Source organism: Anaeromassilibacillus sp. D41t1_190614_C2, assembly GCF_015558525.1.
In the GTDB taxonomy this organism is placed as follows: Bacteria; Bacillota; Clostridia; order Oscillospirales; family Acutalibacteraceae; genus Anaeromassilibacillus; species Anaeromassilibacillus stercoravium.
The window spans coordinates 536472-560710 of record NZ_JADMOD010000001.1; the positions used below are offsets into that span (position 1 = coordinate 536472).

Annotated in this window: 23 protein-coding genes; 19 read left to right on the plus strand and 4 right to left on the minus strand. The window is 56.6% G+C overall.

The genetic code is table 11. The annotated features are described in order from the left end of the window. Window position 1: 1 nt before the first annotated feature. From fabG to I2G69_RS02295, 8 genes are read left to right on the plus strand one after another with little or no spacing between them, the layout of a single operon-like run. Window positions 2-742 (plus strand): 3-oxoacyl-[acyl-carrier-protein] reductase, encoded by a 741-nt coding sequence (fabG, locus tag I2G69_RS02260; RefSeq protein ID WP_243252493.1) that lies wholly within the window; start codon window positions 2-4, stop codon window positions 740-742. A gap of 21 nt (window positions 743-763) precedes the next feature. Continuing rightward, window positions 764-1999, plus strand: coding sequence for a beta-ketoacyl-ACP synthase II (gene fabF / locus I2G69_RS02265; RefSeq protein ID WP_195560138.1), 1236 nt, complete (start codon window positions 764-766; stop codon window positions 1997-1999). Window positions 2000-2011: 12 nt separating this feature from the next. Beyond that, on the plus strand, window positions 2012-2503 hold the full coding sequence (gene accB / locus I2G69_RS02270; protein ID WP_191405569.1) for an acetyl-CoA carboxylase biotin carboxyl carrier protein: 492 nt from the start codon (window positions 2012-2014) through the stop codon (window positions 2501-2503). A 20-nt stretch (window positions 2504-2523) separates the two neighbouring features. Next, window positions 2524-2934, plus strand: coding sequence for a 3-hydroxyacyl-ACP dehydratase FabZ (fabZ, locus tag I2G69_RS02275; RefSeq protein WP_087234978.1), 411 nt, complete (start codon window positions 2524-2526; stop codon window positions 2932-2934). 34 nt (window positions 2935-2968) lie between these two features. Continuing rightward, window positions 2969-4312, plus strand: a complete 1344-nt coding sequence (accC, locus tag I2G69_RS02280; RefSeq protein WP_087234979.1) for an acetyl-CoA carboxylase biotin carboxylase subunit — start codon at window positions 2969-2971, stop codon at window positions 4310-4312. A 3-nt stretch (window positions 4313-4315) separates the two neighbouring features. Then, window positions 4316-5206 carry an acetyl-CoA carboxylase, carboxyltransferase subunit beta gene (accD, locus tag I2G69_RS02285; RefSeq protein WP_087234980.1) on the plus strand — a complete coding sequence of 297 codons (891 nt, stop codon included), beginning with the start codon at window positions 4316-4318 and terminating at the stop codon, window positions 5204-5206. Beyond that, a complete protein-coding gene (locus tag I2G69_RS02290; RefSeq protein ID WP_087234981.1) occupies window positions 5193-5975 on the plus strand; it encodes an acetyl-CoA carboxylase carboxyltransferase subunit alpha in 783 nt (260 codons plus the stop codon). Before accD ends, I2G69_RS02290 begins: the two co-directional genes overlap by 14 nt. After that, window positions 5972-6802: a DegV family protein gene (locus I2G69_RS02295; RefSeq protein WP_087234982.1), complete on the plus strand. Its 831-nt coding sequence runs from the start codon at window positions 5972-5974 to the stop codon at window positions 6800-6802. The genes I2G69_RS02290 and I2G69_RS02295 overlap by 4 nt, the downstream gene beginning before the upstream one ends. A 177-nt stretch (window positions 6803-6979) precedes the next feature. Here the strand turns inward: I2G69_RS02295 and I2G69_RS02300 are convergent, their stop codons facing one another. Beyond that, the gene (locus I2G69_RS02300) at window positions 6980-8206 is read right to left on the minus strand and encodes a sensor histidine kinase (RefSeq protein ID WP_191395569.1); all 1227 of its coding nucleotides are present in this window, start codon (window positions 8204-8206) and stop codon (window positions 6980-6982) included. Then, window positions 8191-8880 carry a response regulator transcription factor gene (locus I2G69_RS02305; protein WP_087234984.1) on the minus strand — a complete coding sequence of 230 codons (690 nt, stop codon included), beginning with the start codon at window positions 8878-8880 and terminating at the stop codon, window positions 8191-8193. The genes I2G69_RS02300 and I2G69_RS02305 overlap by 16 nt, the downstream gene beginning before the upstream one ends. Before the next feature lie 538 nt (window positions 8881-9418). On the opposite strand from I2G69_RS02305, the gene I2G69_RS02310 reads away from it, so the two are divergent. The 4 genes from I2G69_RS02310 to I2G69_RS02325 are packed head-to-tail and all read left to right on the plus strand — an operon-like array spanning window position 9419 to window position 14167. After that, window positions 9419-10489 (plus strand): S-layer homology domain-containing protein, encoded by a 1071-nt coding sequence (locus I2G69_RS02310; protein WP_191405215.1) that lies wholly within the window; start codon window positions 9419-9421, stop codon window positions 10487-10489. Further along, window positions 10482-12287, plus strand: a complete 1806-nt coding sequence (locus I2G69_RS02315) for an efflux RND transporter periplasmic adaptor subunit (RefSeq protein ID WP_195560139.1) — start codon at window positions 10482-10484, stop codon at window positions 12285-12287. Before I2G69_RS02310 ends, I2G69_RS02315 begins: the two co-directional genes overlap by 8 nt. A 1-nt stretch (window position 12288) precedes the next feature. Next, window positions 12289-13014, plus strand: a complete 726-nt coding sequence (locus I2G69_RS02320) for an ABC transporter ATP-binding protein (protein ID WP_087235000.1) — start codon at window positions 12289-12291, stop codon at window positions 13012-13014. After that, window positions 12998-14167, plus strand: coding sequence for an ABC transporter permease (locus tag I2G69_RS02325; RefSeq protein ID WP_087234987.1), 1170 nt, complete (start codon window positions 12998-13000; stop codon window positions 14165-14167). Before I2G69_RS02320 ends, I2G69_RS02325 begins: the two co-directional genes overlap by 17 nt. Window positions 14168-14398: 231 nt before the next feature. Here I2G69_RS02325 and I2G69_RS02330 read toward each other — a convergent pair whose 3' ends face one another. Continuing rightward, window positions 14399-15628: a class I SAM-dependent rRNA methyltransferase gene (locus tag I2G69_RS02330; protein ID WP_195560140.1), complete on the minus strand. Its 1230-nt coding sequence runs from the start codon at window positions 15626-15628 to the stop codon at window positions 14399-14401. Window positions 15629-16215: 587 nt separating this feature from the next. Between I2G69_RS02330 and I2G69_RS02335 the strand changes: the two genes are divergently transcribed. Genes I2G69_RS02335 through I2G69_RS02350 form a run of 4 tightly spaced genes read left to right on the plus strand, consistent with a single transcriptional unit; the run spans window position 16216 to window position 20731 of the window. Continuing rightward, on the plus strand, window positions 16216-17844 hold the full coding sequence (locus tag I2G69_RS02335) for a DEAD/DEAH box helicase (protein ID WP_191441339.1): 1629 nt from the start codon (window positions 16216-16218) through the stop codon (window positions 17842-17844). A 3-nt stretch (window positions 17845-17847) separates the two neighbouring features. Next, on the plus strand, window positions 17848-18780 hold the full coding sequence (locus I2G69_RS02340; RefSeq protein ID WP_087234988.1) for an alpha/beta hydrolase: 933 nt from the start codon (window positions 17848-17850) through the stop codon (window positions 18778-18780). After that, window positions 18777-20063, plus strand: a complete 1287-nt coding sequence (locus I2G69_RS02345) for a hypothetical protein (RefSeq protein WP_195560141.1) — start codon at window positions 18777-18779, stop codon at window positions 20061-20063. The genes I2G69_RS02340 and I2G69_RS02345 overlap by 4 nt, the downstream gene beginning before the upstream one ends. After that, complete coding sequence (locus I2G69_RS02350; RefSeq protein WP_087234990.1) at window positions 20060-20731, plus strand: DUF6320 domain-containing protein; 672 nt, start codon at window positions 20060-20062, stop codon at window positions 20729-20731. The genes I2G69_RS02345 and I2G69_RS02350 overlap by 4 nt, the downstream gene beginning before the upstream one ends. Before the next feature lie 61 nt (window positions 20732-20792). Here the strand turns inward: I2G69_RS02350 and I2G69_RS02355 are convergent, their stop codons facing one another. Continuing rightward, window positions 20793-20978 (minus strand): AbrB/MazE/SpoVT family DNA-binding domain-containing protein, encoded by a 186-nt coding sequence (locus I2G69_RS02355; RefSeq protein WP_087234991.1) that lies wholly within the window; start codon window positions 20976-20978, stop codon window positions 20793-20795. A gap of 133 nt (window positions 20979-21111) precedes the next feature. Here I2G69_RS02355 and I2G69_RS02360 point away from each other — a divergent pair, with 133 nt between their 5' ends. The 3 genes from I2G69_RS02360 to mutY all read left to right on the plus strand — a co-directional run bounded on the left by I2G69_RS02360 (window position 21112) and on the right by mutY (window position 24228). After that, window positions 21112-21456 (plus strand): helix-turn-helix domain-containing protein, encoded by a 345-nt coding sequence (locus I2G69_RS02360; RefSeq protein ID WP_191395574.1) that lies wholly within the window; start codon window positions 21112-21114, stop codon window positions 21454-21456. Between the two features lie 145 nt (window positions 21457-21601). Then, complete coding sequence (locus tag I2G69_RS02365; RefSeq protein WP_195560142.1) at window positions 21602-23182, plus strand: amidohydrolase; 1581 nt, start codon at window positions 21602-21604, stop codon at window positions 23180-23182. Between the two features lie 5 nt (window positions 23183-23187). After that, a complete protein-coding gene (mutY, locus tag I2G69_RS02370; protein WP_191395576.1) occupies window positions 23188-24228 on the plus strand; it encodes an A/G-specific adenine glycosylase in 1041 nt (346 codons plus the stop codon). Window positions 24229-24239: the final 11 nt, after the last annotated feature.

Below are 24239 nucleotides of genomic sequence, written 5' to 3' on the forward strand. Positions count from 1 at the left end.
TTTGCTGACCAATCAGACTGCGGTTATCACCGGAGGTTCCCGCGGTATCGGCCGTGCGATTGCATTGAAGATGGCAGAGAGCGGCGCCAATGTTGCGATCGTGTATGCGGGCAACGAAGAGGCCGCCAACGAGACATGCGCGCTTGCCGCAGAGCACGGCGTGACCGCCAAAGCGTACCGCTGCGACGTGTCCGACTTTGATGCGACAAAGGAGACGGTGGCACAGATTCTGGCGGACTTTGGGCAGATCAACATTTTGGTGAACAACGCCGGCATCACGCGCGACGGCCTGCTGCTCTCCATGAAGGAGGCCGACTTTGACGCGGTGATCGATACGAATTTGAAGGGCGCTTTCCATATGATTAAGCATTGCTATTCGCATTTCATGAAGCGCCGCAGCGGAAGGATCATCAACATCTCCTCCGTCTCAGGGTTGATGGGCAACGCAGGGCAGGGGAACTACTCTTCCGCCAAAGCCGGGCTGGTCGGTCTGACCAAGTCCGTGGCGAAGGAGCTCGCTTCCCGTAATGTGACCTGCAACGCCATTGCGCCTGGTTTCATTGAAACGGATATGACGGCAAAGCTCAGCGATAAAGTAAAAGAAGGCGCGAGTGCGGCGATCCCGCTCAAGCATATGGGCAAGCCGGAGGATATTGCAAATCTGGCGGTCTTCCTGGCGGGAGACGGCGCGTCGTATATCACGGGCGAAGTCATCCGCGTGGATGGCGGCCTCGGTATGTAAAAGTTTGGGGGATTGTAAAAAATGGAAAAACGAGTCGTAATTACCGGAATCGGCGCAGTTACGCCGGTTGGCAACGACATCCCGACCACTTGGGAGAGCTTGCTTGCGGGCAAGAACGGCATTGGAAAAATTACGAAGTTCGATACGTCCAACAGCAAAGTGAACATTGCGGCAGAGGTCAAGGGATTCGATCCGTTGCTGTACATTGAAAAATCCCAGGTGCGCAAGATGGACCTGTTCACCCAGTATGCGATGGCTGCCGCGGCGCAGGCGATGCAGGACAGCGGCATCGAGGGCAAAGTGGAGCCGGAGCGCTTGGGCGTCTATATCGGCACGGGCGTCGGCGGAATGAATACCTTTGTGGAAGAGACCACGAAACTGCTCAACAAAGGGCCGAAGGGGATTTCGCCCTTCTTCATCACCAAATTGATTACCAATATTGCCGCCGGCAATGTTGCGATTAAATACCAGGCAAAAGGCCCGTCCCTCTGCGTTGTGACGGCCTGCGCAACTTCCGCCCACGCAGTGGGCGAGGCATTCCGGGCGGTCAAGCACGGCTATGCGGACGCGATCATCGCAGGCGGCACGGAGGCGACCATCAATGAGCTGGCCACTGCCGGTTTTGCCAATTGCATGGCGCTGTCCAACAGCGATGACCCGGAGGACGCCTGCACACCGTTCGACAAGCGCCGCAGCGGGTTTGTCATGGGCGAAGGCAGCGCGGTCTTGATCCTGGAGGAGTACGAGCACGCGGTTGCGCGCGGCGCGAAGATCTATGCGGAGATGGTCGGTTATGGGAATACGAACGACGCCCATCACGTGACCGCGCCGGACCCGGAGGCGGACGGACCGGCAAATGCCATCCGCCAGGCGATTGCGGAAGCGCAGATGCCTGCGGACGCATCCCTGTACATCAATGCGCATGGTACGAGTACACCTCTGAACGACAAGACAGAGACATTGGCGTTCAAAAAGGCGTTGGGGCAGAAAGCATACGAGGCGGTTATCAGCTCCACGAAGTCTATGACCGGCCATATGCTGGGCGCTACGGGCGCGCTGGAGGCCATTGTATGTGCGCTGGCCCTGCAAAACAGCGTGGTCCCGCCGACGATCCACTATCAAGAGACCGACCCGGAGTGCGACCTCGACTACACCCCGAATACGGCCCGGAAGGTCGAGTTGGACTATGCGCTCTCTACCAACCTCGGCTTTGGCGGCCACAACGCATGTTTGGCGTTGAAGAAGTACAACGGGTAAGGAGGGAGTTTCATGAAAATCGAAGAAATCCGGGAACTCGCACAGATCATGAAGGAAAACGGCCTTGGAATGTTGGAATTGCAGGAGGATGGAACCAACCTGCGCATGGAAGCCGCCAGTGCCGCAGCTCCGGCAGCTCCGGCGGTCGTGCCTGTGGTACAAGCGGTGCCCGCCGCTGCACCCGTGCAGGCAGCTCCGGCAGCCCCTGCTTCGGCGGCTTCGGCAGCGCCGGTGGCCACGCAGGATGGCACGCCGGTGGACTTCAACAATTTGAAAGAGGTCAAGTCCCCGATGGTCGGCGTGTTTTATCAGGCGCCTTCCCCGGAGGCGGACCCCTATGTCCGCGTCGGCAGCAAGGTCAAGAAGGGCGATGTGCTGTGCGTGATCGAAGCGATGAAGCTGCTCAATGAGATCACCGCGGACACGGACGGGGAAATCGTCGATGTTTGTGTAGAGAATGGACAGCTGGTGGAATACGGCCAGGTGCTCTTTAAGATCTTTTGAGGGCAGGAGGAAAAAGACCTATGACGAGAGAAGAGTTGAAAGAGATCCTGCCGCACCGTGAGCCCATGCTTCTATTGGATGAAGCGACCAAGATTGAGGACAATCTGGCGGAGGGCAAATATACGGTGCGCGGCGACGAATGGTTCTTGCAGGGCCATTTTCCGGGCAACCCGGTGGTCCCGGGCGTCATCCAGTGCGAAATGATGGCGCAGACCTGCTGTGTGCTGCTGGTGGAGGCGGTAAAGGGACATACCCCGCTCTACACCGGTTTGGATAAGGTACGCTTTAAAGGGCAGGTAAAGCCGGGCGATACGATCGTATTCCATTGCAGCGCAACTGGACAGCGCGGGCCGTTCTGCTTTGCAAAAGGCGAAGGGCGTGTCAATGGCAAATTGGTGGTAAAAGGGGATCTCTCCTTTGCCATCGTTTGAGCATTGTAAATTTGATGATAAAGAGGTGTAGACCTTGTTTTCAAAGATATTGATCGCCAACCGTGGGGAAATCGCTGTGCGCATTATCCGCGCCTGTAAAGAGATGGGGATTTCCACGGTGGCCGTTTTTTCAGAGGCGGACCGCGACGCGTTGCATGTGAGCCTGGCGGATGAAAGCATCTGTATTGGCCCTGCGCAGGTACAGGACAGCTACCTGAATATGACGGCGATCCTTTCCGCGGCAGAGGCGACCGGGGCTGGCGCGATCCACCCGGGGTACGGTCTGCTCTCTGAGAATGCCAAGTTTGCCGCCCTATGTGAGGAGTGCCACATCGTCTTTATTGGGCCGTCCTCCAAGGTGATCTCCGAGATGGGCGACAAGGACGCTGCACGCAAGACCATGATTGCAGCGGGCGTGCCGGTTGTCCCGGGATGCGAGATGGTAGAGGATCTGGCCAAAGCCCACGAAGAGGCGGACCGGATCGGGTATCCGCTTCTGGTGAAGGCGCGCGCAGGCGGCGGCGGCAGAGGGATTCGCCGCGTAGACCGTTCTGAGGATTTTGAGGACGCATTCCGCTCCGCTTCTCAGGAAGCCCAGCTTGCTTTTGGGGACGGCGGCGTTTATCTGGAGAAGTTTGTCGCCCCCGCGAAACATATTGAGATGCAGCTCCTCTGCGACCGGCAGGGGAATGTCATCACGTTGGGGGAGCGCGAATGTTCCATCCAGCGGAAGAACCAAAAGATGATCGAGGAAAGCCCCTCCCCGGCGGTCACGCCGGAGCTCCGCCAGAAGATGGCGGAGGCGGCGGTGAAGGCCGCCAAGGCGGTTGGCTATACCGGCGTTGGGACCATCGAATTCCTGCTGGACCCGGATAAGAATTTCTATTTTATGGAGATGAATACCCGCTTGCAGGTGGAGCATCCGGTGACGGAGATGGTCAGCGGCATCGACCTGGTCAAATGGCAGATCCGCGTGGCTGCGGGAATGCCTCTGGCCTTTACGCAGGACGATATACATATTTCCGGCCACGCAATTGAGTGCCGCATCAATGCGGAGAATCCGGAGCTGAACTTCCGGCCGAGCTGCGGCAGGATTTCCCTGCTGCATATCCCGGGCGGCCCCTGGGTGCGCTTTGATACGGCGCTGTATCAGGACTATATGGTCCCGCCGTTCTATGATTCCCTGATCGGCAAGCTGATTGTCCATGCCCCGACGCGCGAGGAGGCCATCCGCAAGATGCAGGCCGCCCTGTGCGAATTGGTGGTGGAAGGCGTGGATCACAACGCGGAACTCCATATGGATATTTTGAGCACACCGGCGTTTAAATCCGGAGATTACTATACAAACTTCATGGAACTGCGGGAAAAGAGGGGATAACGGATGCTTCCAAAAAACCTATTTAAAAAGCCGAAAAACGACCTGGAATCGTATGACAAATATACCAAGTCCCCGGCGCCGGATATACCAAGCGAGCTGTGCATCTCCTGCCCGGAGTGCAAGGCGATGCTGTTCACAAGTGAACTGAACGAAAATCTCGACGTCTGCCCAAAGTGCGGCCATCACTTCCGCGTGAACGCGCGGCAGCGGATCAGCATGATTGCAGACGAGGATTCGTTTGAGGAACACGACGCCAACATGCGTTCGCGCAACCTGATCGGGTTCCCCAATTACGACCGCAAGCTCAAACACGCGTATCTGGAGAGCGCGGAGAAAGAGGGCGTTGTCTGCGGTACGGCGCGCATCAACGGCATGAAATGCTGCCTGTTTGTCATGGAACCCTATTTTATGATGGGAAGCATGGGCACGGTGGTGGGAGAGAAAATCACCCGCCTGATTGAATACGCCACGGAGCACTCTCTGCCGGTGATCGGCTACACGGTTTCCGGAGGTGCGCGCATGCAGGAGGGGACGCTTTCCCTGATGCAGATGGCGAAGACCAGCGGCGCGGTCAAGCGCCACAGTGACGCGGGAAACCTGTACATTGTCGTGCTGACCGACCCGACGACCGGAGGTGTTACGGCCAGCTTTGCAATGGAAGGGGACATCATATTGGCCGAGCCCCACGCTTTGATTGGGTTCGCGGGGCCGCGTGTCATCAAGCAGACCATGCGCCAAAAGCTCCCTGCGGGATTCCAGCGCGCAGAGTTCCTGTTTGAAAAGGGGTTTGTGGACCAGGTGGTCCAACGCAGCGAACAGAAGGAAATGCTGGCAAAGCTCCTGTCTTTGCACGGCGCAATCCCGGAAGGAGGGGCGTCCAATGGAAGCATTTGAGCGCGTACAGGCGGCCCGTTCGAAAGGCCGGCCGACCGGAACGGATTTTATCAATCACATCTTTGATGATTTCATCGAGATGCACGGGGACCGCCGCTTTGGAGACGACAAGGCGATTGTGGCAGGAATCGCGCGTTTAAACGGGATGCCTGTCACCGTGATTGCGTTGGAGCGCGGCCACGATACCAAGGAAAAATTATACCGGAATTTTGGCTCCGCCCATCCCGAGGGATACCGGAAGGCCCTTCGTCAGATGAAATTGGCGGAGAAGTTCCACCGCCCTGTGGTCTGTTTTGTCGATACGGCGGGCGCGTTCTGCGGGATTGCAGCGGAAGAGCGCGGCCAAGGCGAAGCGATTGCAGAAAACCTGAGTGAAATGATGACCCTTAAAACGCCGATTATCTCGGTGTTTATTGGGGAAGGAGGCAGCGGCGGAGCCATCGGGCTTGCAGTTGCCGACGAGGTGTGGATGCTGGAAAACGCCCTTTATTCGGTCATTTCGCCCGAGGGATGTGCGAGCATCCTCTGGAAGGACAGCTCGAAGGTGAAAGAAGCTGCCAGCTGCCTGCGTATGACGGCGGAGGATCTGTTGCAGCTCGGGGTGATTGAGCGGGTCATCCCAGAGGGGCACAATCAATTCGAAGAGGTTTATCAGGGCTTAAAGACGGATCTGTATGAGAAGCTTTCCCAGAATGCAAAGCTCCCCATCCAGCAGCTGCTTGAGAACCGGTACAACCGATTCCGCAGAATGGGGGCTGGGAATGGATGATTACACTTGTGACGGACAGCACTGCCTACCTGACAAAGGAGGAAGCGGATCGTTTAAAGCTCCGTGTGGTGCCCATGCATTATACCATTGCCGGGAATTCCTATACCGAGGGGTTCGCGGACGAGAATCAGAATTTTGTGGATAAAATTGCGGCGAATCCGGATCTCTGCGCAACCGCACAGGCCTCGGTTGCGGATTTTGTCGGAATGTTTCAGGCGATTGTCCATCAGGGCGGCGAGGTGCTCTGTGTGGTGATTTCCTCGCGGTTGAGCGGTGCATATAGCAGCGCCTGTATTGCGGCAAAGGCTGTGGATGCGGAAAAGGTGCGCGTTGTGGATTCCCGCACAACGGCGGGAGGACTGGCATTGCTGCTCAAAAAGGCAGCGAAGCTGATCCGGCAGGGCTATCCTTTGGAAGATATTGTAGCGCAGGTGAAAAAGCAGCGGGAAAAGACCGGCATCGCCTTCTCCGTAGAGGACATGGAATCCTTGCGGAAGAGCGGCAGATTGAGCATTGTGCGCCAGTCCGTGGGGGCGATTTTGAACATCCGGCCGATCCTCTGTTTGGAAAAAGACGGCGGCGCATTGGTTTGCGCCGGCACGGCGCGCGGCCGGAATGCACAGATGCAGGCGCTGGCGGACCGGGTGCCGGAGGATGCTGTGGAGGTCATCATTGAGTCCCTGGGGAGCGCCTATATTGCGCCCGCTCTGGCGGAGCGCATCCGCGCGCGTTTGCCGCATGCGGCCATTTCGCGGGCAACCTTGGGGCCTGTCCTGGCCATCCATATCGGCCTCGACGTCATTGGCGTTGCGTGGTCGGTTGAATAGAACGGAATCCTGGGTATTTTATAGAAATAGACTATATGGAAAAAACGTCCGAAATGGGCTTATTGAAGCCTGTGTCGGACGTTTTTGCGTTTATGGCGGCTATGAAGCGGGAGAATATCCCACACAGGTTGCTGCAAGGCACCCCGCTCTTGGCGGCAACCTTAAGAGACAGCGCTTTTATGCATCGGCGCCACTGCCGGGGTGAGCCTCTGCATAGATGGGGAGTTCTACGGAAAAGGTCGTATGATTGTCTGCACTCTCCGCAGAAATCTTTCCGTGTGCATTTTCCACAATGGATTTGGCGATGGCAAGGCCAAGACCATAACCGCCGGTTTCGCGGGAACGTGCGCTGTCCGCCCGGTAAAACCGGTCGAATACGTGGGGGAGCGCATCGGGGGAAATCTCTTCCCCGGAATTCCGCACGGACAGGACAGCGTGATTCTTTTCACGTGAGAGCACAACCTCCACGATCCCGCCGGAAGGGGTATGTTTAACGGCATTGTCGAGCAGGATGTCCACCAGACGGGAGAATCTCTCCGGGCTGCCGTTTACCATGAGATGCTCCGAAATGCGGGAACGGATTTCCACGCCCTTTTCATAGGCAACGGCTTCAAAGGAGAGCAAGCAACCCGTTGTCAGACGGCTGAAATCCACGGCGCGTGTAGGGATGGCGTCCTGGTCGTGGTCCAGCTTTGCGAGCGTCAGCATATCGTTGATGAGCCCGTTCATCCGGGTGATCTGAACCTGCATGGCGGAGATCCACTGATCCTGGCTGGCGACCGATTCCGTCCCGTTTTCTGCTAGGACGGAAAGGTTGGCGTTCAGGATAGCGAGCGGCGTTTTCAATTCATGAGAGGCGTCCGCCACAAAGTTTTTTTGACGGTCAAACGCCTCTTTGACCGGGCGCACCGTGCGGGTGGCAAAGAGCGTGCTCAACCCAAACAACAAGAGCAGGCTTAAAATAGTAACGCCAAACAGGATCAAAAGGATGTTCCGCTGCGTGGCAATGGACCCCGTCTGGTCCAGAAGTACCAAATGGGCGTGTTCCCGATCGAATGCGTAGGAAAAATGGTAGGTATCGAGTGAGAAATTTCCGCGTTCCTGCTCCTGTTCCTGCGCCATTTCCGTGGCCTGTTGGACCAGCTCGGCGGATACGCCCGGGGGCGCGCTGAATGTGGCAACCTCTTGCTGCTCATCCAGAATGACACGGATGGCCCCCATGACCGGCGGGGGTTGGTGGCCTCCGTCGTCGCGCATATGCAAAGCGGCGTTTAACGTCATCTGCGTCTGCTGCTCATTTGCAGCGATCATCAATACAGCGGTCACTGCAAAAATAGCAATAAACACAAGGCTCAAGAGCGCCATGTTGAAGCGGACCAGCTTCCATTTTAGCTTCCGAAACATAGCGGTTCCTCCAAGCGGTATCCCACATTCCGGATACAGGCGATGCGCATCTGGGAGCACAAATAGGTCAGCTTCTTGCGAAGGAAGGAGATATAGACCTCCACGTTGTTTCCGGCAGCGCCGTTTTCAAACCCCCAGAGCCTGGTCAGCAATTCCTCTTTGTTGAGGATGGTATCCGGATGCAGAAAAAACTGTTTCATGATTTCGAATTCTTTGTTGGCGAGCTGGACCCGCTGGTCCCCGCGCGAGAGCGTGTAATTCGCCAAATTCAGGGTGAGATCACCCACCTGTAGCGTGTCGTCAAAGATCAATTCCCCCCGGCGGCGGGTCATGGCGCGGATGCGCGCCAGCAGCTCTTCTGTTGCAAACGGCTTGGCCAGGTAGTCGTCCGCGCCGCAGTCCAGCCCCGCCACTTTGTCGCTGATTTCCCCTTTGGCGGAGAGCAGGAGCACCGGCGTGGAGATGGAAGCTTCGCGCAGCCGCTGCAAAACCGTTAAACCATCCAGCTTTGGGAGCATGATGTCCAGCAGGATAATGTCGTAAATTCCCGTCAAGGCTTCGTCCAGGCCCGTTTCGCCGTTGTAGGCGGCGAAGGTTTCCCATCGTTTTTTACTGAAGATTTGACAAAGCGCGTCGCTCAAAGGCTTTTCGTCCTCGATTAATAAGATTTTCATGATAATCCCCCTCTTTTGGAGTTTCCAATGTCCGCAAAACTCCAATGATCCATCATTAGAATACCGGAGGCCTGTGAACATAGTTTGCCGGAAATGTGAAGGTTCTATGATTTTGCAAGGGCAAGGCAGCGTGCTGCAACCGTTGGGCTCCTAGCAGAGATAATCGGCTTAGCATCCGCCCCAGCGCGCCCAAACATTCAGGCTTGGCCGCCTGTGACGAAATTGTGAAGACACCCTTAAACTTGTGTGAAGTGGGAATTTTTTCAGCTTGATTTCAGGTTTCGTCCCTATAGTAAAGACCGTACAAACGGCAGGGGATCAAACCGGTCCCGTGCAATGACAGAGAAAGGGGTGTATCTTCCATGAATGGATTTCTGCAGCGCAGAGAATGGACAGCGCGCTTCCCCTCGTTTTGGGGGACGCACCGGTGGGCAATTTTAGCAGGCCTCTTGGGCGCGGCAGTCTGGGCGGCGGGGATCGCAGGGACCCTTTTGCTTGCCAGAAGTTAACCTGTAAATTCTTTGATGAGGTGATAGTAATGAATCATAAATGGAAACGGACCATGTCCGTGCTTTTGGCGATGGGCACGGTTGCTCTCTCCATCCCGGCGCAGGGCTTCGCCGCGTCCGTGGATACGTCGGAAAAGGTGCTGTCCAATCTGGGGATCACCGATTCCGTGTTGGTGGGCTCCAACGTCGAAGTGACCCGCGGCCAATTCGCACAGCTTTTATTGAATACGTCGTCCTTTAAGGGGAAGGCGGGAACAACTGTCAACTATCGCCGCTTCAGCGATGTTGCGGCGGGCCATACGTATGCTACGGCAATCAATGTTGCAACCCAGCAGGGATGGATGACCGGCTATCTGGACGGCACATTCAAACCCGACCAGCCGGTCAAGCTGCGCGAGGCCGTGTATGGGGTGTTGGCGTTGCTCGGATATACCAACGAGGACTTTACTGGGGATCAGACGCAGGGGCGCATGTCCATGTACTATTCGAAAGAACTGGACGACGGCTTGGCGTTGGTCTCGATGAAATCCAATTTGACCATGTCCAACTGTAAATCCTTGCTCTATAACACGCTCAAGGCGACCAACAAATCCGGGAGCATGTATGGACAGATCTTTGACTGCGAACTGGATGCGGATGGCGAAATCAACTATCTGAAATTATCCGACAACAATGTAAATGGTCCGATCGAAGTAACGGATAGCAAGGACATCGGCGATATCCTGCCGTTCAGTGAAGAAAACGCCACGTATATCATCGACGGCGAAGTGGGATATAACCTCGACTACAACAGCGTAGATGTGGGGGATGTCGTCTACTACAGCAGCAAAACGCGCACGGTTTGGGTTTACCAGGACCATCGCGACAGCGGCGAAGTGACGGGCATTGTCTATGACAATTCCAGCTCGATGATCCCAGTGGCCGTCTATGTGGATGGAACGAAGTACACCATCGAAAGCGAAGAGATGCAGTATGCATTCTCCACATTGGGCGAGGTGCATGTGGGCGACGAGATCACAGTGGTATACGACGATGAGTCCAGCACAGACGATGCGGACAGCTATAATTTTGTATTGAAGGGGTACCTGCTCGATGACTGATACAGATGATGTGAAGTTCAACACAGCAGAACTTGAGAATTTACAGCCAAAGCGTTCCTTCTTCCGCAGAAAAAATAAAACCGGCAGAAAGCGTCCCAAATGGAAAAAGTTTGTCAAAATTATCATTGCCTTGGTGCTGGTGGCAACCCTGGCCTTTGCCGGGTTCCACATCCTCAATCGAAACGAAGGCTCCAATGGGATGGAATCCGAAACACGGACGGCCACGGTCGAGCGGCAGACGATCCAGTCGTCGATTTCCTCCTCCGGCACATTGGCCGCTTTGGATACATACACCATCACCTCCCTGGTTTCCGGAGAGGTCATCAGCGCGGATTTTGAAAAGGGCGACCAGGTGGAAAAGGGCGATGTCTTGTACCGCATTGACACCGGGGACGTGGACGAACGTATTGAGTCCGCGCAGACCTCCTTGGAACGCGCGCAGGAGCGTTACCAGGAGGCGCAGGAAAACTACGATGAGGCGGCCGAGGACTACCAGTCCCTTGATTATGTCTCCCCGGAGGAAGGCTATGTACAGGCGGTCTATGTGGAAGTAGGGGACACCGTCAACAGTGGCGACAAGCTGGTTGACCTCTATAATGACCGGACAATGGTCCTCAAGGTGCCGTTTTTGAATACGGATGCCAACCAGATTTCCGCCGGCGATACGGCCCAGGTGCAGATTTTGGAAACCTATGAAACCGTGAGCGGTACGGTGACGGCGGTGAGCTCCATGGAGCAGACGCTCAGCGGCGGCAGCGTTGTCCGGATGGTGACCATTGAAGTGGGGAACCCGGGCGGGATCTCCACGTCCAGCACGGCGGCAGCCACAGTCAACGGCTTGGCGTGCAGCGGCGACGGGACGTTCACCGCAAAGCTGGAAGAGACGGTCACCGCCGATCACGGCGGGGAAATTGCGTCGATGGCCGTGGAAGAGGGAAGCTATGTCCATGAGGGCGCAACGTTGTTTACCTATACGCAGGAGTCGGCGGACGATGCGCTCCAAACGGTCCAGGATTCCCTGGAAACGGCGGAACAGAGCGTAGAAGATGCTGAGAGCGAATTGGAGAATACGCAGGATAGTTTGGAGGACTATGAGATCACCGCGCCGATTTCCGGCCAAGTGATTGTCAAAAATACAAAAGCCGGCGATACGCTCAACAGCGGAGGAGACAGCAACACGGCGATGGCGATCATATACGATATGTCGGCGCTCACCTTTGACATGTATGTGGATGAGCTTGACGTCCTCGATGTGGAGGTCGGGCAGAAGGTGGAAGTCACAGTGGATGCGTTTGAAGGGGAGACCTTCACCGGGCAGGTGACGAACGTCAGCCTGGAGAGCACTTCGAGCAACGGCGTCACCCAATACCCCGTGACGGTCCAGATGGACGAAGTGGGGGATCTGCTCCCCGGTATGAACGTCAACGGCGAGATCATCATCGACGAGGCGGAGAACGCGCTGGCGATCCCGGCGCAGGCGCTGCAGCGCGGCAATGTCGTCTATGTGCAGGACGACAGCGTTACAGAGGCGCAGGGCAATGTCCCGGCTGGGTTCCGCTCCGTAGAGGTAGAGACCGGCTTGATCAGCGAGGATTATGTAGAGATTAAGAGCGGCCTCTCCGAAGGGGACGTCGTCTACATTGACCCGACCACATCGACCGACAGCACCACCATGATGGGCATGGGCGGCATGCCCGGCGGTGGAATGCCTAGCGGTGGCGGTGGAATGCCTGGCGGCGGTGGCGGCATGCCTGGCGGTGGCGGCGGTGGCCGCGGCGGACCGGGAGGTGGATTCTAAGATGGCACAGACACATACCGGTACGCAGCCGCTCATTTCCCTCCAGAATATCTATAAGATCTATCAGATGGGCGATATGGAGGTGCGCGCAAACGACGGGATTTCCCTCGACATTTACCGGGGCGAGTTTGTCTCCATCGTGGGAAAGTCCGGAAGCGGCAAATCCACCATTATGAATATCATCGGCGCGCTCGATGTGCCCACCGAGGGAAAATATATCCTCAATGGCCAGGACGTGAGCGAAATGGAGGACGATAGCCTTGCGGAGATCCGCAATAAGACCATTGGGTTTGTCTTCCAGCAGTACAACCTGCTCCCCAAGCAGAACCTCCTGGAAAATGTGGAGCTGCCCCTGATCTATGCGGGAGTGGGAAAAAAGGAGCGCACAGAGCGCTCGCTGGAATCGCTGGAACGGGTGGGGCTGCGCGACAAGTGGCGGTATATGCCGCAGCAGCTTTCCGGCGGCCAGCAGCAGCGTGTGTCCATCGCGCGGGCGTTGGTGGGAAACCCTTCCCTGATTCTGGCGGACGAACCCACCGGCGCATTGGATTCCAAAACGGGCCGGGAGGTCCTGGACTTCCTCAAGCAGCTGCATGAGGAGGGGAACACCGTAGTTATTATCACCCACGACAATTCCATTGCAGTGGAGGCCGAGCGCGTGGTCAAGATCAGCGATGGAAAAATTATATTTGACGGAGACGTGAAGGCCTATGAGTCAATCCTTTAGGCTTGCGCTCAAGAGCATCGCAAGCAGCAAAATGCGCTCCTTCCTGACCATGCTGGGCATCATCATCGGTGTGGCGTCCGTCATCCTCCTGGTCAGCTTGATGCAGGGAATGACGAACTATATCTCGGACAGCTTTTCCGATTTGGGGACGGACCAAGTCAGCGTTTCCGTCACCAATACGGATACCCGAAACGTGGACGTCGATACCATGTATGAATTCCTGGAGGAACAACAGGACTTGTTTGCTGCGATGAGCCCGACCGTTTCCGTGGGGGGAACGCTGAAAAATGGTACGGAGAGCTCCACCACCGCTTCGATTTCCGGTGTTGGGGAGGATTATCTGAATATCCAGGCGCTGGAGCTCTCCATGGGACGTTTTATCCAGTACTCGGACATTTTGTCGCGGCAAAAGGTCTGCGTGATCGGTTCCTATGTGGCACAGGAACTTTTTGCGGGGGAATCAGCGTTGAATCAGACGCTGAAAATCAATGGCGAAGCCTATACTGTGGTCGGCGTTTTACAGGAGAAGGCCGATTCCGAAGAAGGATCGTCGGATGACTGCGTCTATCTTCCGTATTCGGTCGCAACGAAGCTTTCATTCAGTGCGGATATTTCCAGCTATGTCTTTACCGTGAAAAACACGGATTACATGGAGCAGGCTAAAAGCGTTTTGGAGGACTATCTCTATGGGATTTTCATGAACGAAGACCTGTACAATGTGACCAGCCTCTCCGAAATGTTGGAGATGGTCACCTCCATGACCGATATGATGACGATGCTGTTGGTGGGGATTGCCGCAATCTCCCTATTGGTGGCCGGCATTGGGATCATGAACATCATGCTGGTATCCGTCACAGAACGCACGCGGGAAATTGGCATCCGCAAGTCCCTTGGCGCGAAGCGCCGTACCATTTTGCAGCAGTTCGTCATTGAAGCGGGCGTGACCAGCTCCCTGGGCGGGATTGCCGGCATTGTGATTGGATGTATATTGACGCCACTCACAGGCAATTTGATCGGGTTCGAGTCAACCCCCTCGATCAGTGCGATTTTGGTTTCCTTTGGCGTTTCGGCTGGGATCGGCATCATCTTTGGTTATATGCCGGCGCGCCGGGCGGCAAACCTGAACCCGATCGACGCCTTGCGCAGCGAATAGCGTTTGCCGGGCTAGGGCATGTGCAATTGTGCGGCGTTGGAATCTTCCCTCAAACCTCCTAATTCCATTGGCGGCGCCGCTTTTGTTATAAAGAAGATTCCAACGCCTGTCCTGAGAAGGACGGTTTCCCACATGCCCTCCTGATCTATATAGAAAAGAGCACGGTAGCCATAGAAAGCTACCGTGCTCTTCATTTTCATAAAAATGGAAGAGGATGCGGCAAACCGTATGTTAAACAATCTGGAACAGATAGAATTTCAAATAATCCGTCTCGGGTACATTCCAGAGGATGGGATGGTCGGGGGATTGCTGGCGGGCCTCGATTTGCCGCAGGGAAACGCCCGCGTCAAAGGCCGCGCTACGCAGCATGTCCCGGAACAGTGCGTCCGTCATGAAATGCGAGCAGGAGCAGGTGGCCAGATAGCCCCCGCGCGGCAGGAGCTTCATCGCGCGGAGGTTGATCTCCTTGTAGCCGCGGATCGCGTGGTCCACCGTTTGGCGCGATTTGGTAAACGCAGGCGGGTCCAGGATCACAAAATCGTAGTCACTTTTGGAGCCGCAGGGCAAAGAGGGGAGAAGGTCAAACACATTTGCCGCCTCAAAGTCCATCCGGTCGAGGAGCCCGTTCCGGCAGGCGTTTTCCCGCGCCATGTCCACAGCGGATTCCGAAATATCCACGCAGCGGACATGCGCCGCGCCGCCCTTGGCCGCGTTTAATCCAAAGGAGCCCGTGTGCGTAAAGCAGTCCAGCACGCGCTTTCCCCTGCTCAGGCGGGCGACCGCCTGCCGGTTGTATTTTTGATCCAGGAAGAAGCCGGTCTTTTGCCCATTTTCAAAGTCCACCAGATAGCGGATGCCATTCTCCACAATTTCGGTCTGCGTGCTTTCCGGGACCGGACCGCCGTCCAAGGGAAAGAAGCCCTTGTTTTGCTCCATGCCTTCCCGCTCACGAATGGCGACGTCGTTGCGCTCGTAGACGCCGCGGATGTCTTGGCCGTCCTCCCGGAGGATGCGGACCAGCAGGGGGAACAGCATGGATTTCCGCTGCTCCACGCCCAGGCTGAGCGTCTGTGTGACCAGGATGTCGTTGAACCGGTCCACCGTCAGGCCGGGGAAGGAATCCGCCTCCCCAAAGATAACCCGGCAGCAGGCGAGGTCGTCCCCCATCACCGTCTTGCGGTATTCCCAGGCATAGCGCAGGCGGCGCTCCCAAAAGGCTTCGTCAAAGCGGTCGTTTGCATTGGTCGAAAGAAGCCGGACCCGGATCTTGGAGTGGCTGTTGAAAAAGCCGGTGCCCAAGTACCGCCCGCGCGGGCTGATGATGTCCACCAATGCGCCGTCGTTGCATCCGGCTTCGCCCTCCACCAGTTCGGTGTGGTAAATCCAGGGGTGGCCGGATTTAATGCTGTTTTCTGCCTTGCGGGTGACTTCCACCCGCGGATAGGTACGCTCCTGTTTCATAATGCGCTCCATTTCTAATAAAATTAACTGGGCATTGCCCTGTTTGGTTTCTACTGTTTGCCGGGCGTGAAACATGCCCGCCGCTTTTGAGGGCAGCGGGGCGTCCCGGTAACGCCGGCTTGCGCTTTATTATAGCACAAATCCCCTGCGAGGAGGAGACAGCCGGGCCGATTTTTCCCACAAAAGGATACAGGTGAGAAAGCAGGGGTGGAATAATTTCCAGTTCTGCGTTATAATAACAGAAGCGTATAGGCCTGTTATCACAAAGGACAGGTCTGCGGGGATGCTGTAGGGGAAACAGAAGGTTGCCCCGCGCGGGAGCTCTCAATGGAAGGACAAATGGAAGAGAATCCGCCAGCCGCCCGTGTTCTAGGGGAATTGCGAAGGGATTGCATCCATCGAAACCGGTCCATTTGCAGATCGTTTCGTGTCTTGCCGGGCCATGGCAAGCGGCATGGGAGATCGAAAAAGCGGCTAGTTTTGAATTGCGTACGGAATCCGGAGGCACGTCCGCCAAAAACAGAGATGCAAATGGATGGTGTACCGCACATTTTCCCCTGAAAAATATATATTGTAAAGGAACCGATATGACATTTCAACAATTGGGGATTATCCCATCCATCTTGAACGCATTGAAAAAGGAGGCATATACCGCCCCGACTCCGATTCAGGAGCAGGCGATCCCTCCGGTCTTGAAAAAGAAGGATCTTTTGGGCTGCGCCCAGACGGGCACGGGAAAGACGGCGGCTTTCGCTGTGCCAATCCTTCAGCTTCTTGCCGAACAGGGCAGCGTACATCCCAAGAAGATCCGCGCCCTGGTTCTCACTCCCACGCGGGAGCTGGCTCTCCAGATTCAGGAGAGCTTTGCGGCATATGGCCGCTTCCTTCCGTTAAAGACCTGCGTGATCTTCGGCGGCGTGCCGCAGAACCCGCAGGTGCAGCAGCTCAAAAAGGGCGTCGACGTCCTGGTGGCAACGCCGGGCCGGTTGAACGACCTGATTGGGCAGGGATTTATCAAATTGAAGGATGTACAGATCTTTGTGCTGGATGAAGCGGACCGCATGCTGGATATGGGCTTCATCCACGACGTCAAAAAGGTGATTGAACAATTGCCGAAGAAGCGGCAGACCCTCCTGTTTTCGGCCACCATGCCGCAGGAGATCGAAGAGCTGGCGGATACCATCCTGCACAACCCGGCAAAAGTCAGCGTGACGCCGCCGGCGACCACGGTGGAGGCCATTGAACAGAGCGTGTACTTTGTCGATAAAGAGAACAAGCGCCGCCTGCTGATCCACCTTTTGCAAAATCCCGAAATCGAATCCGCCCTGGTGTTTACCCGCACAAAGCACGGAGCGGACCGCGTTGTGCGCGAGCTGAAAAAAGCGAATATCCAGGCGGCCGCCATCCATGGCGACAAGTCCCAGAATGCGCGCCAGAAGGCCCTCGGCGATTTCAAGCAGCATAAGACCCGTGTGCTGGTCGCCACGGACATTGCTGCGCGCGGCATCGACATCGAGGAGCTTTCGCACGTCATCAACTACGACATCCCGGAGGTGCCGGAGACCTATGTACACCGCATCGGGCGCACGGGCCGCGCGGGGATGTCCGGGATTGCGTTTTCGTTTTGCGATATCAACGAGAAGGCGGACTTCGAGCGCATTGAAAAGCTGATCGGCAAGCAGGTCCCCGAAGTGGCGGATCATCCGTATCCGATGCAGAATACTACGCCGGTGCCCAAATCGGAGCTGCGCCGGAACCGCGGGCAGCGCCCGGCGGCCCCGCAGCAGACCCAGCCGCGCAAACAAAAGGCGGCGCCTCCCCAGGAGGCAAAGCCGAAGAAATCTTCCAAGAGGCCGGCGCAGAAAGCGGCTGCTGCGCCCTCCGCACCCAAGGTACAGCCAGCTGCGCCGAAGAAGAGCAATTCCATCTTTCCACAGCCGACGGGCGGGAAGCGCATGGAGCCCCTCACGGAATTCCCATCGTTGCAGGATGTTTTGCCCAAACAGCGTCCCACCCTGCTGAGCAAGACGGAAGGGGGCAAAAAGCCCCGCCAATACCGCGACCCGGTCCCCGGAGGACGCGGGATGCAGGCAAAACCTGCCCAGCAAAGGCGCGCCAAAGCGCCGCATCCGGTGATCCAGCGCGCCGAACCTGCGCGCAAACGCCCGGTGGATCAACCCTTGGGGCAGACGCGCTTTGGAAGCCGGCGGGGTTGATGTATGGCGATCAACAAGCTGGTGATGGCGGCGCTGAAGGCGCTGTCCTATCCGGATATTGATATCAAGCGCAACTACAAATGGGAGCGGCAAGTGGAAAATGTGGCGCACTACCACTACCTCAAGCCTTTTTACAAAGCGTGGGATCACAAGGTTTCCTGCGGGGATCACGAGGTCCCGGTGCGCATCTTTTCCCCGCCGGGGAGGATGCGCCATGCGATCCTGCTCTTTTTCCACGGCGGCGGCTGGGTCTTGGGGAACATCGATTCCTATGATAAGGTGTGCGCAAACATGGCCCGCCTGACCAACCATCTGGTCGTCTCGGTGGACTACCGGCTGGCGCCGGAATATAAATTTCCCGCGGCGCCCGAGGACTGCTATGCGGTTGCGCGGGAAATCTTTCTTCACACAAACCTTTTGAACACCCCGGCGGAGAATATCACCCTGATTGGGGATAGCGCAGGAGCCAACCTTGCGGCGGTTGTCTCCCTGATGGCGCGCGACCGGGGGGAATTCCTTCCGCGCCGGCAGATCTTAATCTATCCGGCAACCTACAACGATCATACGGAACATTCCTTTTTTGATTCGGTGCGGGAAAACGGGACGGATTACTTATTGACCTCCAAGCGCGTCTGCGATTATATGGACTTATATAAGAGCAGCGACGAGGATCTGCACAATCCATATTTTGCCCCGCTGTTGGCCAAGAGTCTGGCAGATCAGCCGGATACGCTGGTCATCACGGCGGAGTACGACCCATTGCGCGACGAGGGGGAGGAGTATGCACGAAAACTGCGGAAATTCGGCAACCAGGTGCAGCTGCACCGCGTTGCGGACGGCCTGCACGGGTTCTTCTCCCTTCCGCCGAGCTTCCCGCAGGTGAAAGAATGCTATGAAATCATCAACCGTTTTTTGAGCGAGGTGCCGCAAGAGTGAAAGCAAAAAAATCTGCGGATTGGAGGCGGCTGGACAACGCGGCGAAAATCTTTCCGTGTACCAGCACCAAGGCGGACACCAAGGTGTTCCGGTTTTCCTGCGAGCTGACCGAGCCCGTGGACCAGCCCACGCTGCAATTGGCGTTGGAACGCGCGCTGGAGGTGTTCCCGGGCTACCGGTGCAGCCTGCGCCGGGGGATGTTCTGGTATTATCTGGAGGACAGCACCGAGCAGCCCATCGTCCGGGAGGAGTACCGACCCCCATGCAGCGCGCTCTATGAAAAGGGCAGCCGTGGCCTGCTCTTTGAAGTGACGTATTTCCGCCGCAGGATCAATTTTGAAGTCTACCACGCGCTGACGGATGGCACCGGGGCGGTGCAGTTTTTGCGCGTATTGGTCTATCACTATCTGACAATCCGGCACGCGGACCGCTTTGCGGACGCGCTGCCCGCGCTGGACTACGATGCGTCCGCCACAGAGAAGATGGACGACAGCTTCCGCAAATATTACACGCGCAAACGCAAGCAGCATGAGGCCTCCCCGAAGGCGTATAAATTGCGCGGGCCCAGCCTGCCGGACCACCGTATCGCGGTGATCGAAGGGGCGATGCCGGTCAAGGCGGTGTTGCAAAAGGCGCACGAATACGGCGCGACGATGACCGTTTTCTGTGCGGCGCTGCTGATGTGCTCCATCGAAAAGGAGATGGCGATGCGCCACAAGAAGCGCCCGGTCGTTTTGGCGGTGCCGGTCAACCTGCGCAGCTATTTCCCCTCTGGGAGTGCCCGCAATTTTTTCAGCGTCATCCAGGCGCGCTACCATTTCCGAAAAAATTCGAACCGGCTGGAAGATGTGATCGCCAGCCTGCACGATACCTTTGAAAGCGAATTGACCCAGGAGAAGATGGAGGGGCGGCTGAACCAGTTTGTCCAGTACGACTTCAATCCGGTGGCCCGCATCGCGCCCCTGGTCGTCAAAGATTTCGTGATGCGGATCGGTTATGACCTCTCCGCGAGCAAGGAGACGGCGGCCATTTCCAATGTGGGGAAGATCGACATGCCGCCGGAATTGCGGGAATACATCCGCCTGTTCGACGTGTTCGTCAGCACGAGCCGCCTGCAGGTTTGTATGTGCTCCTTTGGGGACCAACTGACCGCCAGCTTCACGGCGCCGTTTGTCAGCACGGACATTCAGAAGAACTTTTTCCGTTTTCTCACCGGGATGGGCATCCCGGTGGAAATTACGTCCAATGTGCCGTTCGGGGCGGGAGAGGGGGAACGGAAATGAAGTACTGTGCCAAATGTAAAGTTACGGTGACCGGGGCGGGCACACGCTGCCCGCTGTGCCAAGGGGGCCTTCAGGAAAACGGTGAGCCGGATGTGCGCGGCGCAATCTTCCCAAACATCCCCGACACGCTGCATAAACACAGCCTGTTTTTCCGCATCTTGATTTTGGTTTCCGTCGCCGCCGTGGTGATCTGCGGGGTCATCAACTTGATCCTCCCGGAGCACGGCTGGTGGTCGTTGTTTGTGCTGGCGGGGGTGGTCTGCGGCTGGATTAGCTTGGCGGTGGCGTTCCACTACCGGCGGAACGTCCCGAAATCCATCCTATACCAGGTGGTGGTCGTCTGCGTTTTGACCACCCTGTGGGATTATTGGACGGGATGGCACGGCTGGTCGATCGATTATGTGATCCCGATCACCTGCGTGGTGGCGATGCTGGTGCTGGCGATTACTGCACGGGTGTTTAAGCTCAATCTGGGCAGTTTTATCATGTATTTCACCATCTCTGCACTGTTTGCCATTGTGCCGGTGATCTTCTATGTGCGGGGAATGCTCCAAGTGGTCTATCCCTCCCTGATCTGCGTGGCGGGCAGCATCATTTCGTTGGCCGCATTGATTCTCTTCGAGGGGGACAACATGCGCAAGGAGCTGAAACGCAGGTTACATTTATAAAACAGGAAATGTGTACAACAGTGGGGTTGAACCGATGATGAAACCGGCTCAGCCCCATTGTTTATGTTTTGATCTTCACTTTTGGCAGAATACAGGTCACTTTTTTTAAAGTAATCGTTTGCTTTCTCTGATTCACCGAAATTTTGATGGAATCGCTCGTTTGCCAATGGAATGTTCTGCGCATATCAGCGGGGATGACAATTCGTCCCAATTCGTCGATTTTACGTATCGTTCCACAATCTTTCATTTTGTCACCCCCTATCCCTCAATGATTAGAGCCTATTATAGCATAATTCCAGAAAATAGTATACCTAATATCCAGAATATAAGAGGTTATTTTCATCAAACTCCACTTATATACTGTGTTTAGGGGTGGTTTGATGGACATGGAAGTGGTTGGCAAACGCATTCAAGCATTGCGAAAAGAACACAAGATGACCCAACAACAGCTGGCAGAAGAGATAGATATTAGTGAAAAGTATTTATCGAATATTGAAACAGGAAAAGATATTTGTTCCATCCATGTGATTCTCAATATTGCAAATCTTTTGGATGCAAGTGTAGATGACCTATTGGGCAGCAACTTAAAATACAACCGGTTCCATACTCCTGCAAATGGGGCATATCATATCCGCCTAATCAACGAAACGTATGCGCTGAGTGAAAAGGAATGTGCCCATCTTCTTCGGTATATTGAGTTAATGAAAGAGCACGATAAAAAGTAAAACCATCCAGATGAGAATGTGTTGCCGCGGCTGGTTGCCGCGGCTAATTTTATTGAAAATTTTAAAGAGAGATCGAACGGCTTCATATTGCGCCGCTGATTGGAACATGCTACTCTTGAAAGAACAAGTGAAAGTGAGGGAAAGAATGGATACAGCGATTTACTATAACGGTACCATCCTGACCATGGAAGAACCGCTCTATGCAGAGGCTGTGCTTGTGGAGGACGGGGTTATCCGTCAGGTGGGCAGCCGGGAGGCGCTCTTTGCGCAGAAACGCGCGGATACGCGGCTGGTGGATTTACAGGGCGCGGTTTTGCTGCCCGCGTTCATCGACCCGCACAGCCATATCACGGCGCTGGCCCAGACGCTCGGCCTGGTAAACTTGAGCGGCTGCAAGAATTTCGGGGAGATCACCGAGCGGCTGGACGCATTTATCGCAAGAACCAAACCCGACAAAGGGCAATGGGTGTCCGCCTTTGGCTACGACCACAACGACTTAGAAGAAAAGTGCCATCCGGACCGCGCGCTTTTGGATCGGTACCCCTTCCCGGTCGTGGTGACGCATGCGTCCGGCCATATGGGGGTCGTGAACCGCATGGGCCTGCAAGCGTTGGGGATCACCGCATCGACGCCCAACCCAGAGGGCGGGGTGATCGGCCGGTGCGCAGGGACCCAGGAACCCAACGGCTATTTGGAGGAAACAGCGTTCACCAGCTTTACCGCGCGCATCCCGCAGCCGCCTTTGGAGCAGCAGATGCGCCAGATGGAGCAGGCGCAGGACATCTACCTGCAAAACGGGATTACCACCGCGCAGGACGGATTTACAAAGGAAGCGGAGTGGACGCTCCTGCACGGCCTTGCCGGGCAGAAGCGCTTGAAATTGGATGTAGTTGCCTATCCGAATTTGCCGGACAACCGGAAGATCGCTTTGGAACACCCGCAGTATTGCAAGCAGTATCATAACCGCTTGAAAATCGGCGGCTATAAAGTCTTTCTGGACGGTTCCCCGCAGGGGCGTACCGCCTGGATGAGCCAGCCGTATGCGGATGCGTCCGACGGGTATCGCGGCTACGCCGTGCACACGGACGAGGAAGTGCGTTCGTATATGCGGCAAGCGCTGCAAGACCACATGCAAATTTTGGCGCACTGCAATGGGGATGCCGCGGCGCAGCAAATGATCGACGCCTATGCCGCGGAAAAGACCGGGGAGGACATCCGCCCGGTGATGATCCATGCCCAGCTGGTCCGCCCGGATCAACTGGCGCGCATGGGAGAGCTCGGGATGATCGCTTCGTTCTTTGTCGCGCATACGTATTACTGGGGGGACGTGCATCTGAAAAACTTCGGGGAAGCGCGTGCAACGGCGATCAGCCCCGTGCGCGCCGCCATCGGCAACGGGGTGGTGTATACGTTCCATCAGGATACGCCGGTGATTCTACCCAATATGTTGGAAACGCTCTGGTGTGCGGTCAACCGCATCAGCAAGGGCGGCTATGTCATGGGGGAGGCCCAGCGCGTTTCGCCGCTGGAGGCGTTGAAGGGAGTAACGCTTTATGCGGCGTACCAATACTTTGAGGAGAACGAAAAGGGCTCCATCCGGCCGGGCAAGCGGGCGGATTTCGTGCTATTGGATCGGGACCCTTTGCAGGTGGACCCGATGGAGCTCAGAGACCTGCGCGTATTGGCGACGATCCGGGGTGGAATCGTGGTATATGAAGGGAAGTGAAGAGTATGGATTCATTGGCGGCGATTGTCGAACCGCTTTTGGAATGGTATGGACGCAACGCCCGTTCCCTGCCGTGGAGGGAGGAACCGGCGCCTTACCGCGTCTGGGTCTCTGAGATTATGCTGCAACAGACCCGCGTGGAGGCAGTGAAGCCGTATTTTGCCCGCTTCCTGGCGGAACTCCCGGACGTGCCTGCCCTCGCCAGCGCGCCGGAACAGCAGCTGATGAAGCTCTGGGAGGGGCTGGGATATTACAGCCGGGCGCGCAATCTGCAAAAGGCCGCGCGCGTGATGGTGGAACAATACGGCGGGACGCTTCCGGCCGACTACGATGCGCTGTTGAAGCTGCCCGGCATCGGCCCTTATACAGCGGGGGCGGTTGCCTCCATCGCCTATGGGATTCCCGTCCCGGCGGTGGACGGCAATGTGCTGCGCGTGGTGATGCGCTTGACCGCAGGTTGGGAGGACATCGCGGACCCGGCCGTCAAGCGCGCCGTGGAGCGGCGTATGGCGGAGATCCTGCCGAAGGACCGGCCGGGGGATTTCAACCAGGCAATGATGGAGCTCGGCGCGACCGTCTGCGCGCCGGGCGGCGAACCGAAATGCCTGGTTTGCCCGCTGAACGCCCTGTGTGAAGGGTACCGCCAAGGGATTGCGCGGGAACTCCCCGTCAAAGCCAAGAAGAAGGCGCGCCGCATCGAGGAGAGGACGGTGTTCCTGCTGGTCTGCGATGGCGAGCTCGCAATCCGCAAGCGGGCGGATAGCGGCCTTTTGGCGGGCCTCTGGGAACTCCCTTCCGCGGAAGGGAAGCTGAACCCGGAGGGCGCTGCGGAAACCCTACAGGAATGGGGTGCACAGCCGGTGTCGATTCGGGAGATGCCGGCGGCGAAACATATCTTCTCCCACGTGGAATGGCATATGACCGGCTACTGGGTCGATTTGACGGAGCGCCCGGAGGGGTTCACCTGGGCCGGGCGGGAGACGTTGCAGCAGGAATACGCCCTGCCGTCGGCGTTCCGCGCGTACTTAGAGGCGTTTACGAAGTAAACATAGTTTAC